14 protein-coding genes and 1 pseudogene are annotated in these 18,838 nt (G+C 63.1%); 13 read left to right on the top strand and 2 right to left on the bottom strand.

Annotated elements, in window-relative coordinates; all coding sequences use genetic code 11:
* Positions 1-8: 8 nt before the first annotated feature.
* Positions 9-1,811 (bottom strand): NAD(P)/FAD-dependent oxidoreductase, encoded by a 1,803-nt coding sequence (locus LB559_RS20815; protein ID WP_064993779.1) that lies wholly within the window; start codon positions 1,809-1,811, stop codon positions 9-11.
* Between the two features lie 419 nt (positions 1,812-2,230).
* On the opposite strand from LB559_RS20815, the gene LB559_RS20810 reads away from it, so the two are divergent.
* The 11 genes and pseudogenes from LB559_RS20810 (at position 2,231) to LB559_RS20760 (ending at position 15,475) form a co-directional block, all read left to right on the top strand.
* Positions 2,231-3,385 (top strand): DUF6600 domain-containing protein, encoded by a 1,155-nt coding sequence (locus tag LB559_RS20810; protein WP_224674877.1) that lies wholly within the window; start codon positions 2,231-2,233, stop codon positions 3,383-3,385.
* A gap of 257 nt (positions 3,386-3,642) precedes the next feature.
* Complete coding sequence (locus tag LB559_RS20805; RefSeq protein ID WP_082826477.1) at positions 3,643-5,424, top strand: acetolactate synthase 3 large subunit; 1,782 nt, start codon at positions 3,643-3,645, stop codon at positions 5,422-5,424.
* 85 nt (positions 5,425-5,509) lie between these two features.
* On the top strand, positions 5,510-6,082 hold the full coding sequence (gene ilvN / locus LB559_RS20800; RefSeq protein WP_013531048.1) for an acetolactate synthase small subunit: 573 nt from the start codon (positions 5,510-5,512) through the stop codon (positions 6,080-6,082).
* Between the two features lie 132 nt (positions 6,083-6,214).
* Positions 6,215-6,811 (top strand): LysE family translocator, encoded by a 597-nt coding sequence (locus LB559_RS20795; protein ID WP_024501399.1) that lies wholly within the window; start codon positions 6,215-6,217, stop codon positions 6,809-6,811.
* A gap of 247 nt (positions 6,812-7,058) precedes the next feature.
* Complete coding sequence (locus LB559_RS20790) at positions 7,059-8,333, top strand: efflux RND transporter periplasmic adaptor subunit (protein ID WP_064993777.1); 1,275 nt, start codon at positions 7,059-7,061, stop codon at positions 8,331-8,333.
* Entirely contained in the window at positions 8,330-11,491 is a 3,162-nt protein-coding gene (locus tag LB559_RS20785) for an efflux RND transporter permease subunit (RefSeq protein WP_224674876.1), read from the top strand. Before LB559_RS20790 ends, LB559_RS20785 begins: the two co-directional genes overlap by 4 nt.
* A 79-nt stretch (positions 11,492-11,570) precedes the next feature.
* Entirely contained in the window at positions 11,571-12,194 is a 624-nt protein-coding gene (nthA, locus tag LB559_RS20780) for a nitrile hydratase subunit alpha (protein ID WP_064993775.1), read from the top strand.
* The gene (gene nthB, locus LB559_RS20775; protein ID WP_224674875.1) at positions 12,191-12,850 is read left to right on the top strand and encodes a nitrile hydratase subunit beta; all 660 of its coding nucleotides are present in this window, start codon (positions 12,191-12,193) and stop codon (positions 12,848-12,850) included. Before nthA ends, nthB begins: the two co-directional genes overlap by 4 nt.
* Positions 12,837-13,187 carry a nitrile hydratase accessory protein gene (locus LB559_RS20770; RefSeq protein ID WP_027160577.1) on the top strand — a complete coding sequence of 117 codons (351 nt, stop codon included), beginning with the start codon at positions 12,837-12,839 and terminating at the stop codon, positions 13,185-13,187. The genes nthB and LB559_RS20770 overlap by 14 nt, the downstream gene beginning before the upstream one ends.
* Before the next feature lie 115 nt (positions 13,188-13,302).
* Positions 13,303-14,195, top strand: a pseudogene (gene fusA, locus LB559_RS20765) (elongation factor G); the annotation flags it as partial.
* A gap of 152 nt (positions 14,196-14,347) precedes the next feature.
* Positions 14,348-15,475 carry an ATP-dependent RecD-like DNA helicase gene (locus tag LB559_RS20760; protein ID WP_111547600.1) on the top strand — a complete coding sequence of 376 codons (1,128 nt, stop codon included), beginning with the start codon at positions 14,348-14,350 and terminating at the stop codon, positions 15,473-15,475.
* Here LB559_RS20760 and LB559_RS20755 read toward each other — a convergent pair.
* Positions 15,468-15,890 (bottom strand): STAS/SEC14 domain-containing protein, encoded by a 423-nt coding sequence (locus LB559_RS20755; protein WP_013531056.1) that lies wholly within the window; start codon positions 15,888-15,890, stop codon positions 15,468-15,470. The genes LB559_RS20760 and LB559_RS20755 overlap by 8 nt on opposite strands.
* Before the next feature lie 134 nt (positions 15,891-16,024).
* Here LB559_RS20755 and LB559_RS20750 point away from each other — a divergent pair, with 134 nt between their 5' ends.
* The gene (locus LB559_RS20750; RefSeq protein WP_224621265.1) at positions 16,025-16,765 is read left to right on the top strand and encodes a pyridoxine 5'-phosphate synthase; all 741 of its coding nucleotides are present in this window, start codon (positions 16,025-16,027) and stop codon (positions 16,763-16,765) included.
* A gap of 103 nt (positions 16,766-16,868) precedes the next feature.
* Positions 16,869-18,788, top strand: a complete 1,920-nt coding sequence (locus LB559_RS20745) for a potassium transporter Kup (protein ID WP_013531058.1) — start codon at positions 16,869-16,871, stop codon at positions 18,786-18,788.
* The last annotated feature ends 50 nt before the right edge of the window (positions 18,789-18,838 follow it).

The following is an 18,838-nucleotide window of genomic DNA, read 5'->3' as shown; positions in this document are numbered from 1 at the left end:
GCGCTCGCCTACCCCTTGTGATGCACCTGCTGCAGCCCGTAGACCGGCGTCGCCAAGCCGGCCTGCCTGGCCTTCAGCTGCAGCGCCAGGAATTGTGAATAGTGGCGTGACTGGTGCAGGTTGCCGCCGTGAAACCACAGCGCTTCCTGCTGTGTAGGCTTCCACATGTTGCGCAACTCGCCTTCCCAGGGGCCGGGATCCTTGGTGGTGTTCGAGCCGAGGCCCCAGCATTTGCCGACCTTGTCGGCGGTTTCGCGCGATATCAGATCGGCGGCCCAGCCGTTCATCGAGCCGTAGCCGGTGGCGTAGACGATGAGGTCCGCAGGCAGTTCCGACCCGTCGCTGAGCAGAACCGAGTGCTGCTTGATCTCTTCGACGTCGACGCCGCTCTTCAGCTTGATCGAACCATCGATGACCAGCTGCGATGCGCCAACATCGATGTAATAGCCAGAGCCGCGCCTGAGGTACTTCATGAACAGGCCGGACTCGTCGTCGCCCCAGTCGAGCATGAAACCGGCCTTTTCCAGTCCCTTGTAGAATGCCGCATCGCGTTTCTTCATCTCGGCATAGGCCGGGATCTGGAACTCGTGCAGGATCTTGTAGGGCAGCGAAGCGAAGATGAGATCGGCCTTGGCGGTGGTGATGCCATTCTGCAGCGCCTGCTCCGAATAGAGCGAACCCAGTCCGATTTCCATCAACGTGTCGGACCTGGAGATATGGGTACTCGAGCGCTGCACCATGGTCACGTCGGCGCCGGCTTCCCAAAGTGCGGCAGCGATGTCATGGGCGGAATTGTTGGATCCGATGACAACGGCCTTTTTGCCGGCATAGGCGTCGGGACCCGGATGCTTCGACGAGTGGTGCTGATCGCCCCTGAAGGTCTCCATGCCCTTGAATTTCGGCAGATTGGCTTTGCCGGACTGTCCGGTCGCCAGCACCAGTTGCTTCGGCTTCAGCGTGATGTCCTTGCCGTCACGGTGGACGACAACTGTCCATTCCTTCGTCTTGTCGTCATAGGAAGCGCTTTTGGCCTCGGTCGAGGACCAGTAATTCAGCTCCATTACCTTGGTGTACATTTCCAGCCAGTCGCCGATCTTGTCCTTGGGCGAGAAGACCGGCCAGTTCTTGGGGAAATCGATATAGGGCAGATGGTCGTACCAGACCGGGTCATGCAGGCAGAGCGACTTGTAGCGCTTGCGCCAGCTGTCGCCGGCACGCTCGTTCTTCTCGATGATGATGGTCGGCACGCCAAGCTGCCGCAGCCGTGCGCCGAGCGCGATACCGCCCTGGCCGCCACCGATGATCACCGTATAGGGCTGCGTCTTGAAGCCGAGCTCGGCGGCTTCCCTCTCGCGCTCTTCCTTCCATGTCGGACGGTTCTTGCCCGAGCCGTGCCTGGCGCCCATCGGCCGCGCGAAGCCTGCCGGCTCCTCATGGCCTTTCAGTTCGGCCATGGTGGTCAGCAGCGTCCAGATCTTGCCGTTCTTCAGCCTGATATGGCCGAAGCCGCGTGCCGCCTCCGTCTCGAAGCTGATCCAGCCCTCGATCAGTTCGCCGCTCTCGGTCGCGTCCTCGCCCTTGGCGATGGCGAAGTGCGATGGCCTGGTGTTCGACAACTGGCTTTTCAGCATGTCGCGGACCTGGTCGCGGCCTTCCATGGTCTTGATGTTCCAGGTGAAGGTAACGAGATCGCGCCAGTAGCAATCTTCTTGAAAGCAATCGACCGCCTTCTCGATGTCATTGGCAGCAAGCGCGGCGCCGAACTGGTCGAGTACGTCAGACAGTTTCTTGCTAGAGGGCTTGTCGAGCATCAGGTTTCCTCCCGTGAAATCCAGATCGTCATGGTGATGGCTCCGACGGGCTTGCCGCCGGACGATCAAGTATCGTCAGAGATGGCGGCCCTCGTCACGCCCCACCATAGTTTCCAGCGGTTTCAATGGTTTATTCGCAAAATGGGATCACCCGGCGTTTCGCAATCGCCCGGGCGCCGGAAACGACCGTCCCATTTGTGAATGCCGCGCCGGTCGCGCGAAGTTGATGGTCAAATGCCGCAATGCGGTCACCGGGGACTATGACAACCGATCGGTGAGAAGCCGGGAAGCGGTGGCGGGCAGCAGGGCGGTTCCCGGGATTTTCTGGATGCGGAACTCTGGAGCCCGTTATGATTATCATATCCTTTTTCCAAGCGTCTTCACGCCACTCTCTCGGCCGGCGTGGACGTGCTGCAGCAATGGCCGCGGTCATGGCCTTGAGTGCGACGGTGACCGGCCCGCTGGTGCTGCCCGGAACACAGGCGCATGCGGCGGAAATTTCCGTCACCGTCCGCGAAAGGCTTTCGAACTATGGCGGATGGCGAACCTCCAGCCGCTTCGGCGATGTCTGGGTTCCCTCGGTGCGTACCGAATGGCGGCCCTACACCGAAGGCAGGTGGGTCTGGACCGACGATGGCTGGTACTGGCAGTCCACCGAGCCATTCGGCGATGTCGTCTATCACTATGGCCGCTGGGCGTATGATCCCGATTTCGGCTGGGTGTGGATCGCCGGCGGTCAATGGGCGCCAGCCTGGGTGGTCTGGCGTCAGGGCGGCAATGATGTCGGCTGGGCTCCGGCGCCGCCGGACGTCGGTGCCGCCTTCGACGACGCCTGGTGGTGTTTCGTGCCGGTGGCGGCGATCGGCGCGGTGGATCTGGTCAGGGTGGTGCGGCCGGTTCAGGAGAACGTCGTCATCGTGCGCAACACGACATTCATCAACCAGACGGTCGCGGTCAACAATGCGCCACGCGTGTGGCTTGGCAACCAGGTGGTTGCAATCAATGCCGGACCCCGGCTGCAGCAACTCCCGAAGCCAGTCATCGACTCGATCAAGGCGGCAAGACTGGTTCCTCCGCCCAAAGGCGTGTTTGCCAGTGCACGTCTCGATGCTTCCAGGGGCGCCGAAATCAAGAAGCTTGCCGGCAATGCAATGGGGAACGGGCAAATCGTGGCGGGCCCCAAGACTGCGATCGGCGGCAAGGCCATTTCCCCGGGCGCGGTGGCTGCCAGCAATCCGGCCGTCGTGAAGCCTGGCGACGCCCTGCGCAAGCGGATGGCCGCCGGCAACGGCGTGAAGGCCGATCCGCTCAAGCTGCATGCCGACAGGACCGCGGGCGATGGACGTATCGTCGTCAAATCGTCGGCCAAACCGGGTTCGGCCAAGCCGGTCTCGGGGCAGCGTCCTGCACGCGGTGCCGGACAACAGAAGCCGCATCAGCAGGCGATGGCAATGCACATGCCCCAGCACCATGGCCCGGCAAGGGTGGCACCTCACCATCCGCCAGCGAAGATGCAGGCGAGGAAGGTGTCCAACTGCGATCCGCGCGTTTCCCGCTGCAAGGCGCCGGGCTGATCGCCTCAATCGCGCCGGCACGCTGTGCGCGCCGGCGCGATTTTTCCCGTTGACAGGTCGCCTTGCCCGCCCTTAGTGTCCGCCACCATGAAAACAGCACTCATTCTCGTAGGAAAGCGCGTGGGCAAGGCGGTGTAACCGCCGGGCGAAAACCCCCCATGCGCAAGACACAGGCTCCCTCGGGGGCCTTTTTTATTGCCTGAAACACGACTAAACGACCAGCAAACGCCCAATGGCGACAGTACGGGACCAGACCGATGAGCAACGGACAGAACGAGCGGCGCGAGATGACGGGCGCCGAAATGGTGGTGCAGGCGCTGAAGGACAATGGCGTCAAGCATGTCTTCGGCTATCCCGGCGGCGCTGTCCTTCCGATCTATGACGAGATTTTTCAGCAAGACGAGGTCGAGCACATACTGGTGCGCCATGAGCAGGGCGCCGGCCATGCGGCGGAAGGCTATGCGCGTTCGACCGGTAAGGCCGGCGTGATGCTGGTGACCTCCGGCCCGGGCGCCACCAATGCGGTGACGCCGCTGCAGGACGCGTTGATGGATTCGATCCCGCTGGTCTGCCTGACCGGGCAGGTGCCGACCTCGCTGATCGGCTCGGACGCTTTTCAGGAATGCGATACGGTCGGCATCACGCGCCCCTGCACCAAGCACAACTGGCTGGTGAAGGACGTCAACGAGCTCGCCGCCACCATCCACGAGGCCTTTCATGTCGCGACCACCGGCCGTCCCGGTCCGGTCGTCGTCGACATCCCGAAGGATGTGCAGTTCGCCAAGGGATTCTATGTCCCGCCGCAGATCGCGCCACGCACCAGCTACCAGCCAAAGGTCCAGGGCGACCTGGAGAAGATCAAGGCGGCGGTCGAGTTGATGGCGGGCGCCAAGAAGCCGATCATCTACAGCGGCGGCGGCGTCATCAACTCCGGCCCGGAAGCGAGCCATCTGTTGCGCGAACTGGTCGATCTCACCGGGTTCCCGATCACCTCGACGCTGATGGGCCTCGGCGCCTATCCGGCATCGGGCAAGAACTGGATGGGCATGCTCGGCATGCACGGCACCTATGAAGCCAACATGGCCATGCATGATTGCGACGTGATGATCTGCATCGGTGCGCGCTTCGACGACCGCATCACCGGTCGGCTGACCGCCTTCTCGCCGAACTCGAAGAAGATCCACATCGACATCGATCCGTCGTCGATCAACAAGAACGTCCACACCGAGGTGCCGATCATCGGCGATGTCGGCCGGGTGCTGGAGGATATGGTGCGGCTGTGGCGGGCGAGCGCCAAGGCCGACAAGAAGGCGCTCTACCCCTGGTGGGAGCAGATCGCCAAATGGCGTGCGCGCGACTCGCTCGCCTACAAGATGAACAACGACGTGATCATGCCGCAATACGCCATCGAGCGGCTCTACGAACTGACCAAGGGCATGGACACCTACATCACCACCGAGGTCGGCCAGCACCAGATGTGGGCGGCGCAGCACTATCGTTTCGAGAAGCCGAACCGCTGGATGACGTCGGGCGGGCTGGGCACGATGGGTTATGGCCTGCCGGCAGCACTCGGCGTGCAGATCGCGCATCCCGACGCTTTGGTCATCGACATTGCCGGCGACGCCTCGGTGCAGATGACGATGCAGGAGATGAGCGCGGCGGTGCAGCACAATGCGCCGATCAAGATCTTCATCCTCAACAACCAGTATATGGGCATGGTGCGGCAGTGGCAGCAGTTGCTGCACGGCAACCGGCTGTCGCATTCCTATACCGAGGCGATGCCGGACTTCGTCAAGCTGGCCGAGGCCTATGGCGGCCACGGCATTCGCTGCGAAAAGCCGGACGAGCTGGACGACGCGATCAAGGAGATGATCTCGGTCAGGAAGCCGGTGCTGTTCGATTGCCGCGTGGCGACGCTCGCCAACTGCTTCCCGATGATCCCGTCGGGCAAGGCGCATAACGAGATGCTGTTGCCCGACGAGGCAACCGACGAGGCGGTGGCCAATGCCATCGACGCCAAGGGCAGGGAACTGGTGTAGCCGGCAGAACCAAGGCAGGGCTGTCGCGAGAAAGCCCTGCGCAAACAAAGAATTGGCTCAAGAGCTTGAAATCGAGATTCATGTCATGAACGCACAGCTACAACCGACCGGTTCGGCCTATTTTATCGCCAAGGAAACGGAAAAGCCGGAAAACCACACGCTTTCCGTGCTGGTCGACAATGAGCCGGGCGTGCTTGCCCGGGTCATCGGCCTATTTTCCGGGCGCGGCTACAACATCGAGAGCCTGACCGTCTCCGAGACCGAGCATGAAAAACACCTGTCGCGCATCACCATCGTGACGCGCGGCACGCCGCATGTGCTGGAGCAGATCAAGCACCAGCTGGAGCGCATCGTGCCGGTGCACCGCGTCGTCGACCTGACCGTGCGTTCGCATGAATCCGGCCAGGAGCGGCCGCTGGAGCGCGAACTGGCGCTGGTCAAGGTCGCCGGCATCGGCGAGGCCCGGGTCGAGGCGCTGCGGCTGGCCGATGCGTTCCGCGCCAGCGTCATCGACGCCAACACCGAGCATTTCATCTTCGAGATCACCGGCAAGGGCTCCAAGATCGATCAATTCATCGCCATCATGAAGCCGCTCGGCCTGGTCGAAATCTGCCGCACCGGCGTGGCGGCGTTGAACCGCGGCCCGCAGGCGATGTAGTCCTTCGGTGCTGGCGCCGGTCGCGCCAGCCAGCTTCCACAGTGAGGCTTCTGGCCCCGCTGTGGGCCGTCCGTGGGCCTTTGCGGGTTGCCGCGAAGAGACAACGATCCTGACTTGTCGGGGAGGATATCCATGTCGCTTGACGCTTTCCTTGCCCTGCTTGTTTACGCCTTGGTGACCTCGATCACGCCGGGGCCGAACAATCTCATGCTTCTGGCATCGGGCGTGAATTTCGGCATCGTCAGAACCGTTCCGCACATGCTTGGCATCAGCATGGGTTTCCTCGTGCTGCTGCTTGCCGTCGGTCTTGGCCTTGGCGCTGTGTTGACGGCGTTTCCGGCGCTGCATACCGCGCTCAAGATCGCCGGCGGCGCCTATCTTCTGTACCTCGCCTGGAAGATCGCCATGTCGCGCACGCTGACCGGCAAGGGCGAGACGAAGGCGCGGCCGATGCGCTTCATCGAGGCGGCTGCATTCCAGTGGGTCAATCCCAAGGCGTGGGTGATGGCGATCACCGCCATGGCCGTCTATGCCAATGCCGAGCACCCGTTCCTGTCGGTGGTGTTGATCGCTGTGGCCTTCACCATCGTCAATTTGCCGAGCGTCTCGGTGTGGGCTGGGTTCGGCACCGCGCTGCGCGGTTTCCTGTCGGACCCGGTACGGCTGAAATGGTTCAACATCGCCATGGGCGTGCTGCTGGCGGCGACGCTTTGGCCGATGCTCAAATAGGTCGAGACGCGCACATTCTGGTCGTCTCAGGCCGGAAGGCGATGGCTCGCAAGCCGTCGGATGGGGATTCAGCCCGTGTTGCACATCCATTGTGCAGTGCACATTAAATCTTCGTAATGCCGTGTTTTGGCCCTTTTCCGACAAAGGCGCGTCCTATCTATTCGGCGAAATCGCGGCAACGGGCCGTGATTTGCGCTAGAGTAGAACCATCGGACCACGACGTGTCGGGTGGAGAGGGCCTTTGACCATGCGTGGAAAAGTCGTTCTTTCGTTGCTTGCCGTCGCCTGTGCGGGCGCGGCCTGGCTCTATGTGTCTCCGGACGCGCTGAGCAAGGCTCAGCAGCTCATCGGCGCAAAGCAGGTCGCTGCCGCGGACAAATCGGCAACCGGCAAGCCGGCAGCGGGCGACAAGGCGGCAGGTGGCGGCGGTGCCGCCCGCTCGGCTTCCATCCTCTCGGCCGTCGCCTCGACAGCCGATTTCCCGATCCGGCGTTATGCGATCGGCTTCGTCTCGTCTCCCGCCGTCGTCAACATCAACGCGCGGGTGTCCAGCCAGATCGTCTCGATCGACGTCAAGGATGGGCAGATGGTCAGGGTCGGCGACGTTCTGTTCTCGCTCGATGACCGGGCGCTGAAGGCGCAGCTTGCCAAGGATCAAGCGGCGCTCGCCAAGGATCAGGCGATGCTCGCCAGCTCGCAGTCCGATCTCCAGCGCGCCAAGGATCTGGTTGCCAAGCAGGCCGGCACGCAGCAGACCTACGACCAGGCCGTCGCCGCGCAGAAGGCTGCCGCTGCGACCGTTGACGCCGACAAGGCGACAATCGACGCCGACAATGTCCAGCTTGGCTTCGCCACGATCACGGCGCCGATTTCCGGCAGGCTGGGTGCGGTCAGCGTCGCCGTCGGCGATCTCGTCACCGTCAGCAATGGCAACAGCAGCACGGCGACCCCGCTGGTGACCATCACCCAGATGGACCCGCTGCAGGTCAACTTCAATCTGCCGGAAAGCAATCTCGCCCTGCTGCACAAGGCGCTTGCCAATCCGCAGCAGGGCGCGGTGACACTGACCAAGGATGGTGACCCGACGCCGATCGGCAAGGGCACGCTCGATTTCGTCGACTCCAGCGTCGACACCGCGTCGGGCACTATCGCGACGCGGGCAAGTATTCCCAATGCCGACCTTTCGCTATGGCCCGGCCAGTATGTGAATGTCGTGCTCGACGCCGGCATCATGCCGCAGATGACATCGGTTCCTACTGTCGCGGTGCAGCCAAGCCAGAAGGGCCCTTTCGTCTATGTGGTCAAGCCGGACAACACGGTCGAGATGCGGCCGGTGCAGGTGGCGCTGACCGAAGGCGACAACAGCGCCATCAGCCAGGGGCTGAAAAGCGGTGAGAAGGTTGTCACCGAGGGCCAGACACGGCTGAAGGACGGCGCCGCGGTGCATGAAGGCAAGACCACGGCGGGTGCCGCTGCGCCCAAGGTGGCCGAGGCGACCAGCGCCGGCGAGGCCGCCCAATGATCTCCGAATTCTGCATACGCCGGCCCGTCGCCACCCTTCTGATGTCGTTCGCCCTCGTGCTGGGCGGGCTGTTCGCCTACAAGTTCCTGCCGGTGGCGGCACTGCCCAGCGCCGAATTCCCGGTGGTCAACGTCTCGGCCTCGCTGCCCGGCGCCTCGCCGGAAACCATGGCGACATCGGTGGCGACGCCGCTGATCAAGCAGTTCGCCACCATCGCCGGCATCGATTCGATCTCGACCACCAACTCGCTTGGCCAGACCTCGATCGCCATCCAGTTCGTGCTCAACCGCGACATCGATGCGGCGGCGGCCGACGTGCAGGCGGCGATCGCGCGCACGCAGAAATCATTGCCGCCGCAGATGACGGCGCCGCCGAGCTATCGCAAGGTCAATCCGGCCGACGCGCCGATCCTTTTGATGTCGCTGGTCAGCGACACGGTTCCGCTGACCGACCTCGATGCGTTCGCGGAAAACGTCATCTCGCCGTCGCTGTCGACCATCGACGGCGTGGCGCAGGTCTCGATCTTCGGCCAGCAGAAATACGCGGTGCGCATCCAGATCGACCCGACCGCGCTTGCCGCACGCGGCATCTCGATCGATCAGCTGCAGGCGGCGGTTGCCTCGGCCAACAGCAACACGCCGCTCGGCGTGCTCCAGAACGACAAGCAGCAGCTCACCATCACCGCCAACACGCAGCTGACCGACGCCGCCGGTTTCTCCAACATCATCATCGCCACCAAAAACGGTCACCCGGTACGGCTGGGCGAGGTGACCCGCGTGGTCGATTCGGTGCAGACGACCACGACGGCGAGTTGGTACGATGGCACCCGCGCGATCATCATGGCCGTGCAGCGCCAGCCCGACGCCAACACTGTCGACGTCGTCGACAAGGTCAAGGCGATGCTGCCGTCCTTCAAGGACCAGATGCCGGCCGCCGCAGACATCAAGCTACTTAACGACCGCTCCAGTTCGATCCGGCAGGCGGTCAGCGACGTGCAGTTCACGCTGCTGCTCACCATTGCCCTGGTCATCATGGTGATCTTCGTGTTCCTGCGCCGGGTGACGGCGACAATCATCCCGGCCGTGGCGGTGCCGATCTCGCTGATCGCCACGCTCGGCGCGATGTTCCTGTTCGGCTTTTCGATCGACAACATCTCGCTGATGGGCCTGACGCTGGCGGTCGGCCTCGTCGTCGACGACGCCATCGTGATGCTTGAAAACATCTTCCGCCACATGGAGGAGGACGGGCTGTCGGCCTTCGACGCCTCGCTGAAGGGCGCGCGCGAAATCGGCTTCACCATCATCTCGATCTCGATCTCGCTGGTGGCGGTTTTCATCCCCGTGCTGCTGATGGGCGGCGTCATCGGGCGCATCTTCAACGAGTTCGCCGTGGTGGTGACGGTCGCCATCCTGGCGTCGATGTTCGTGTCGCTGACGCTGACGCCGATGCTGTGCTCGCGGCTGCTGTCGGTGACCAAAGCCGACCGCGACAAGCATGGCCCCGGTCACAAGCAGGACCTCGTCACGCGCGGCTACGACAGGGTCTTGAGCTTCTGCCTGCGGCACACCTTCCTGGTGTTCCTCGTCTTCGTCGGCACCGCGGCAGCGTCGGTGTGGCTGATCCAGACTTCGCCGAAGGGTTTCTTCCCGCAGGAGGACATCGGCCAGATATCGGTGACCACCATCGCCCGCCAGGACATCTCGTTCGACGCCATGTCCAGGCTGCAAGGACAGGTCGCCAGCGTCTTCTCGCATTCGCCCTATGTCGACCATGTGGCGTGGTCGGCGGGCAGCGGCAACAATGCGCTCAACCAGGGGCAGCTCTTCGTCCAGCTCAAGGGCAAGGACCAGCGCCCCGATATCGAGAAGGTGCTTTCGGATCTGCGCAAGCAACTGGCCGGCGTTGCTGGCATCGAGACCTACATGCAGCCGGTGCAGAATTTGAGGCTGGGCTCGCGGTCGTCCGCAAGCGCCTACCAGCTCGTGGTTCAGGGCCTTGATACCGGCCTCACCGATATTTGGGCGCAGAAACTGAACGACGCGATGGCGGCCGACCATGCGAACTTCACCGACGTCACCAGCGACCTGCAGAACAATGCGCTGCAGGCGACGCTGGTGGTGGATCGCGACAAGGCCGCCCAACTCGGTATCGATACCGACACGTTGCGCTCCGCCCTCTATGGCGGGTTCGGCACCGACCAGGTTTCGACCATCTTCGGTTCGGCCGACAGCTATGAAGTCATCACCGAGCTCGATCCCAAGATCGAGTGGTCGCCCGAGCGGATGCTGGCCATCCAGATGAGGACGGCGAGCGGCAGTCTTGTTCCGCTCGGCGCCTTCGCCCGCGTCGATCGCACGGCCGGCGCCCTGACCGTCAACCAGCTCGGCCAGCTTCCAGCCGTGACCATCTCCTACAATCTGCCGCAGGGCGTGGCGCTGGGCGACAGCGTGACGCGCATCAATGCGCTGAAAGAGCAGATCGGCATGCCGACGGTGATCTCGACGACCTTTGCCGGCACCGCCAAGACCTTCCAGGATTCGCTGGCCAACCAGGGTTTTCTGGTCGGCGGCGCAATCCTGACCATCTACATCGTGCTCGGCATCCTCTACGAAAGCTTCATCCACCCGCTGACCATCCTCACCGGCCTGCCATCGGCCGTACTGGGAGCGGTCGTTGCGCTGCGCTTCGCCGGCATGGATCTGTCGGTCATCGCGGTGATCGGCATCCTGATGCTGATCGGCATCGTCAAGAAGAACGGCATCATGATGGTCGATGTCGCGCTCGAACTGCGACGAGAAGGCATGTCGGCGACCGAGTCGATCCACAAGGCCTGCCTGATGCGGTTCAGGCCGATCATGATGACGACGCTGGCGGCACTCATGGGCACATTCCCGATTGCGCTCGGCACCGGCGCCAGCGCCGAACTGCGCCAGCCGCTGGGCGTTGCCGTTGTCGGCGGCCTGCTTGCCTCGCAGGCACTGACCCTGTTCGTGACGCCGGTGATCTATGTCTACATGGAGAATTTCTCGGGCTGGCTGGTGGGGCTTTGGTCGAAGCGCAAGGGCGAGCCGGGCTCGGTCGAAGCGGGGGATCAGCCCTCGCTGTTCAAGCCCAGGGAAGACATGCTGCCCGAGCCGCAGCGGGCGGCCGCCGAATAGGGGGTAGAGCTGGCGCCATGGTCCGCTGGCCCAAGCCGTCGCGCTTGCGGCGGCATCACTGCAAACGTAGTTTGTAGCCATGTCACACGATCATGACCACGACAACGAACTCGATCCGTTTGCCGCCCGCGTGCGTGCGCTGGAAACCATCCTGACCCAGAAGGGGCTGATCGATCCGGCGGCGATCGACGTCATCGTCGATACCTACGAGACCAAGATCGGGCCGCGCAACGGCGCCAGGGTGGTGGCCAAGGCCTGGAGCGATCCTGCCTTTGCCGATTGGCTGAAGCGCGACGCGACGGCGGCGATCGCATCGCTGAGCTATACCGGCCGCCAGGGCGAGCACATGCAGGCGGTGTTCAACACGCAGGATACCCATAATCTCGTCGTCTGCACGCTGTGCTCCTGCTATCCGTGGTCGGTGCTTGGCCTGCCGCCGGTCTGGTACAAGGCGCCGCCCTATCGTTCGCGCGCGGTGATCGATCCGCGCGGCGTGCTGGAAGAGTTCGGGCTGACGCTGCCGGCGGACAAGAAAATCCGCGTCTGGGATTCCACTGCCGAGCTGCGCTATCTCGTCGTGCCGATGCGGCCCGAGGGTACCGAGGGCTGGAGCGAGGAGCGGCTGGCGGAGCTGGTGAGCCGCGATGCGATGATCGGCACCGGCCTGGCCCAAAGACCTGGAATAGAGGGGCAGCCGGCATGAACGGGCCGCAGGATCTCGGCGGACAGATGGGTTTCGGCCCGGTCGCGCCGGAAAAGGACGAACCCTATTTCCATGCCGCGTGGGAAAGGCGGGCGCTCGGCGTGACGCTGACTGCCGGCGCCATGGGCGCGTGGAACATCGACGAGAGCCGGCATGCACGGGAATCGCTGCATCCGGCTGTCTACTATTCATCGAGCTACTACGAGATATGGATCAAGGCGCTGGAGGTGCTGTTAAAGCGCCATGGCTTCGTCAGCCAGCGCGATCTCGAAGCGGGCAAGGCAGTCGATCCAGTAGCGACTCCCAAGAGGGTGCTGAAGGCGGAAAACGTGCCCGCAGTGCTGGCCAAGGGCAGCCCTTGCGACCGGCCGGTGGCGCAAGCGGCGCGGTTCAAGGCCGGAGACCCCGTGCGGACCAAGAACTTCAACCCGACCGGCCACACGCGGCTGCCACGCTACGCACGCGGCAAGCACGGCGTGGTCGAGGCGGTGCACGACGGTTTTGTTTTTCCCGACAGCAACGCGCATGGACACGGCGAAAATCCGCAATGGGTGTACACCGTGGTTTTCGAAGGATCGGAGATCTGGGGCGAGGGCGCCGACCCGACGCTTGTTGTGTCGATCGACGCCTGGGAGAGCTATCTTGAGCCGGCGTGATGGCCCCGCCGATTTGCCGCCGGGCGCCGATGCGCCTGTTTTCGCCGAGCCATGGCAAGCCGAAGCCTTCGCCATGACGGTTGCGCTGCACGACAAGGGCCTGTTTTCGTGGAGCGAGTGGGCGCAGGCACTGTCGGCAGAAGTGAAGAGACCGGGCGCCGCAGCGGACGGCCATGATTATTACGAACATTGGCTGGCTGCGTTGGAAAAGCTGCTTGCCTCAAAAGGTCTGGCCGCCAAGTCCGATGTCGATGCGATGGCAGAGGCATGGGAACGCGCCGCGCATGCCACCCCGCACGGCAAGCCGATCCTGCTGGAGAACGATCCTGGACCCTGACAGCAGGCTGCGAGCAGCCAGGCCAAAAAGATCAGTTTAGTCTTCCGTTATCTCAGTCCGGATTTCGCTCCTGCACTCAGTTGCAAATATTGGGGCCACCAGCGACCATATCCCCATGATGGAAAAGCCTGCCGCGCCCTGGCCTTTGCTGCAAATCGCGATCGAGCCGAAATCGAAGGCCGATCAGGAGCGGCTGCGTATCGCCTTGGCGAAGCTGGCGGACGAGGATGCTTTCTTCCGCGTCATGCAAGACGAGGAATCGGGCCAGACCATTATCGCCTTCATGGACGAACTCCACCTCGACATCATCATTGACCACCTGCGTCGCGAGTCCCAGGTCGATGTGAATATTGGTTCTCCACAAGTGGCCTATCGCGAGACGATCACCCGTACGCACAAGCAGGACTTCACGCACAAGAGGCAGTCCGGCGGCACCGGTCAGTTCGCCCGCGTCAAGATCATGTTCGAGCCGAACGCGGACAGCGCGGACTCCGTGTTCGAGTCCAGGATCGTCGGTGGTGCGCTTCATGGCGAATACATTGCGGGCGTCGAAAAGGGGCTGCGCAGCATATTGTCCTCAGGTCCATTTGCGGGCTTCCCGATGATCGGCGTCAAGGCGGTGCTGATGGATGGCGCTTTTCACGATACCGATTCCTCGGCTCTGGCTTTCGAGATCGCCGGCCGCGCCTGCTTTCGCGAAGCCGCGCCACGCCTCGGCGTGCAGTTGCTCGAGCCGATCATGAAGGTCGAAGTAATGACTTCAGCAACCCATGTCGGCAACGTCATCGCCGAACTGCAAAGCCGCCGTGGCCAGATCCTGAGTCGGGAAATCCGCGGCGTGGTCGTCGTCGTCAACGCGACAGTGCCGCTTAGATGTCCAAGCTGGAGGATGCACTCCGGTCCTGTTCGAACGGGCAGGCACGGTTGAGCGTCAGCTATGCCGGATACGCTCCCGTTCCGCTACCACCCGACGACCGCGACCCGCGGGCCGCCATGGCCATTGCCTGAATTTCGCTTCCAGCCGACGTGGTCGGTTGTTCCCTTTACGTTCTTGTCCGCGCCTGATAGCCTGACTTGTCGGCGGTGTTGAAGCGCCCCGACGCGTCGATGGTGATGGCGGCTGTCTTGTCTTTCCCTTGCGAATCCGGTCTCTCGCGCTGATGGAATTCTCTCCCCAACAGGACGAGGCGTTGCAAGCGGTTGCTCGCTGGCTGAAGACCGGCAAGCCGCAGCTGTTCCGGCTGTTCGGTTATGCCGGCACCGGCAAGACGACGCTGGCGCGTTATTTCGCCGAGCATGTCGATGGCCAGGTGCAGTTCGCCGCCTTTACCGGCAAGGCCGCACAGGTGCTGCGCTCCAAGGGCGCGGTCAATGCGCGTACCATCCATTCGCTGATCTACCGGCCGAAAGGCGAGGAATCGGTGTCGGACGAAATCACCGGCAAGACGTCGATGTCGCCGACTTTTTCGCTCAATCGGCAGAGCCCGATCTCGCGGGCCAAGCTGGTCGTCATCGACGAATGTTCGATGGTCGACGAGCAACTCGGCCGCGACCTGATGAGTTTCGGCACGCCGATCCTGGTGCTCGGCGACCCCGGCCAGTTGCCGCCGATCTCGGGCGGCGGCTTCTTCACCGACCACGAGCCGGATTTTCTGCTCACCGAAATCCACCGGCAGGCGCGCGACAACCCGATCCTGCGGCTGGCGCTCGATGTGCGCGAGGGCCGCGAGTTCATGCGTGGCGACTATGGCACGGCGCAGGTGATCGGCAAGGAAGACGTTACCCAGGAACTGGTGCTGAAGGCGGACCAGGTGCTGGTCGGCACCAATCGCACGCGGCGCCGCTACAATCAGCGGCTGCGCGAGCTCAAGGGCTTCAACGCCGACTATCCGCAGGCCGGCGACAAGCTCGTCTGCCTGCGCAACGATCCGGCAAAGGGCCTGCTCAACGGCTCGCTGTGGAAGGTGATGACATCGTCGCGCGAGACGGTGAAGCCCGGCATCAACCTTCTGGTGTCGCCGGAAGAGGACGATCCGGATCGCGGCGTCGCCAAGATCAAGCTGCTCAAGGCGGCGTTCGAGGATCCGGACGCCGATATCCCCTGGCAGCAGAAGAAGCGCTTCGACGATTTCGACTATGGCTACGCGCTGACCGTGCACAAGGCGCAGGGCTCGCAGTGGAACGAGATCGTGCTGTTCGATGAAAGCTGGGCCTTCAAGGAAACCCGCCAGCGCTGGCTCTACACCGCCATCACGCGGGCGGCCGAGCGGCTGACGATCGTCAGGTAGGGGCGCCGGATGCTGTTGCCCCGATAGGCTGTGCGGCAAGCCATTGCCAGGCGGCAGCCTCGTCCTCCGTCCTGAAATGCCTGATTTCGATGGGTGGTGAGGACGGCAGAAAGCGTTGTGCGTCCGCTATCCAGTCCGGTTCGCCGATCGTCGCGCAACGGTCGACATGTTCCAATGCATGAATGGCGCCCTGCTTCAGGGTCTCGTCAGCGATGTCGGCCCAGTCGACGCCGTCGTGGTCGACGAGGCGCACCAGCACATCGACGCGCGGATGCAGGGCGTAGGCTGCCTCCAGCAATCCGAAAAGATTTTCACCGTCGGCCGCGGAAACGTGCCCGACGACATCGATGGCGAAAAGGTCGTCACGGCTGGTCTCGATACGGCGGATTGCCGGCACCTCATCAAGAAAATTCATCGGCGCTACCTTTCCCCGCTGGTTCATCAGGCTTGGAACACCCGAAACCCCCAGTCTGTTCCCACCAAAGGCATTACTGTTCCCGTCAAAGGCATTATAGGTGGGCGCGTCTAACGATTTCCGAGGCCACCCGCATGCCTGCAAAGCTCTCCGTCAACCTCAATGCCATCGCCATGCTGCGCAACCGGCGCGACCTGCCGTGGCCCAGCGTCACCGGCATCGGCCGCATCGCGCTGGCGGCCGGAGCGCATGGGCTGACGGTGCATCCACGCCCCGACGAACGGCATACAAGACACTCCGATCTGCCCGAGATTCGCTCGCTGATCGACGACGAGTTTCCGCGCGCGGAATTCAACATCGAAGGCTATCCGACCGAGGATTTCCTGTTGCTTGTGGAAAAGCATCAGCCCGAACAGGTGACTTTGGTGCCGGACGATCCGGCTCAGGCGACATCGGACCATGGCTGGAACTTCGCTACCCAGGCCGCGTTCCTCACACCGATCGTCAAGCGTCTGAAAAAGGGGGGCTTTCGCGTGTCGCTGTTTTCCGATCCGGACCCCGATTGGGTGGCGGCCGCATGCGACACCGGCGCCGACCGCATCGAGCTCTATACGGGTCCATATGGCAGCTATCACACAGATTCCGCCAAAGCGGCCAAAGAGCTGGAAAGGCTGGGAAAAACAGCCGACGCCGCGCTTGCCGCCGGGCTTCAGGTCAATGCCGGGCACGATCTGGTGGTCAGCAATCTGCCGGCACTTGCCAGGCGCATTCCGGCATTGGCCGAAGTGTCGATCGGACATGGGTTGACAGCCGACGCGTTGGAGTATGGCATGGCCGGCACGGTGGGTCGGTTCCTCAAGGCCTGCGGGTGGTAGCAATGGCAGCCTCGCATGGCAGGCATGGCTGCCATTACGCGACGGCACTTGATATTGCATTGCAGCAAGCGTAGAGCACCGCGCGCTTATCGGAGTGTCGTCCATGGCCCTTACCAATAATGGTAGTGAGGCAGAACCCGTCGAACAATCGAGCCATTCGGAAGTCGAACAGCACAGCACCAAGGTTCTGATGCTGGGCGCGCTCGGTGTCGTCTATGGGGATATCGGCACCAGCCCGATCTACGCCTTTCGCGAGGCGCTGGTGGCATCTTCCGGCGGAGAAGTGGCCGACCGCGGTGACATCCTGGGCGTTTTGTCGCTGATCATCTGGTCGCTGACCATCATCGTCACCATCAAATACATCATGTTCGTGCTGCGGGCGAACAACCGCGGCGAGGGCGGCGTGCTGTCGCTGATGGCGCTGGCGCGCGGCAGTTTCCCCAAGCGCTCGGCGCTGATGCTCGGCATCGGCATCGTCGGGGCGTCGCTTTTCTTCGGCGACGCCGTCATCACGCCGGCGATTTCGGTGCTGTCGGCGGTCGAAGGCATGAACGTCGTCACGCCGACCTTCCAGCCTTATGTCGTGCCGCTGACACTGGTCATTCTCGCCATGGTATTCGCGGTGCAACGTTTCGGCACGGGCGGCGTGGGATTGGTCTTCGGTCCCGTGACGGCGGTGTGGTTCCTGGCGATCGGCCTTTCCGGCCTCAACCACATCATCGCCGATCCGGAAATCCTGTGGGCGATCAGCCCGCACTACATCGTCGCCTTCCTGATCAATTCGCCCGATGTCGCTTTCGTCACCATCGGCGCCATCTTCCTCGCCGTGACCGGCGCGGAAGCGCTCTATGCCGATCTCGGCCATTTCGGCCGCAAGCCGATCGTGCTCGCCTGGCTGTGGGTCGTGTTTCCGTGCCTGCTGCTCAATTATGCCGGGCAGGGCGCTTTCGTGCTGGCCAAGAACGGCGTCGTCGGCCATCCGTTCTTCGAAATGAATGAAGGCTGGACGCTGATCCCGATGGTCGTGCTGGCGACCGCCGCCACGGTCATCGCCAGCCAGGCGGTGATCTCGGGCGCCTTCTCGTTGACCAGGCAGGCGGTGCAGCTCAACATGCTGCCGCGCCTGGAAATTCTGCATACGTCGGAGAAACAGTCCGGCCAGATCTACATGCCGCGCGTCAACCTGCTGCTGGCGCTGGTGGTGATGATGCTGGTGGTGGGCTTCGGCGAGTCCAGCAGGCTGGCATCGGCCTACGGCATCTCGGTGACCGGCAACATGCTGGTGACCACGGTGCTGTTGTTTGTGGTCATGACGCGGATCTGGAAATGGAAGCTGTGGCTGGCGGTCTCGCTGACGGCGCTGTTCGGCTTCATCGACGTCGGTTTCTTTGCCTCCAACATCGTCAAGGTGTTTGAGGGCGGCTGGGCATCGCTGGCCGTTGCCTTCACCATTGTGCTGGCCATGTGGACCTGGGTGCGCGGCAGCCGCTATCTGTTCGACAAGACCCGCCGCAACGAGATCCCGCTCGATTTCCTCGCCGGCAATCTGTTGAAGAAGAAGCCGCAGCTGGTGTCAGGCACCGCCGTGTTCCTGACCAGCGATCCGCTCAGCGCGCCAACCGCACTGATGCACAGCCTGAAGCACTACAAGGTGCTGCATGAGCAGAACGTCATCCTTTCAGTGGTGACCGCGCCGCAGCCGGTGGTGCCCGACAGCGACCGGGTCAAGATGGAGACGGTCAACGAGCTGTTCATGCGCGTGACTCTGACCTTCGGCTACATGGAGCAGCCCAACATCCCGCGCGCGCTGGCGATCTGCCGCAAGCAGGGCTGGAAATTCGACATCATGACGACTTCGTTCTTCCTGTCGCGGCGTTCGCTCAAGGCCTCGCCCAATTCCGGCATGCCGGTGTGGCAGGACCGGCTGTTCATCGGCCTGGCGCGCACGGCGGCCGACGCGACGGAGTATTTCCAGATCCCGACCGGGCGCGTGGTGGAGATCGGCACTCAGGTGGCCATCTAGGACATGCCGATATTCAGGTGAGGCCGGCCTGCGAACGGCAGGTTCCTGCG

It is taken from the genome of Mesorhizobium sp. BR1-1-3, from assembly GCF_020165455.1.
Lineage (GTDB): Bacteria > Pseudomonadota > Alphaproteobacteria > Rhizobiales > Rhizobiaceae > Mesorhizobium > Mesorhizobium ciceri.
Note: the sequence above shows the minus strand (reverse complement) of the source record. Positions and strands in the feature narration are given on the sequence as shown.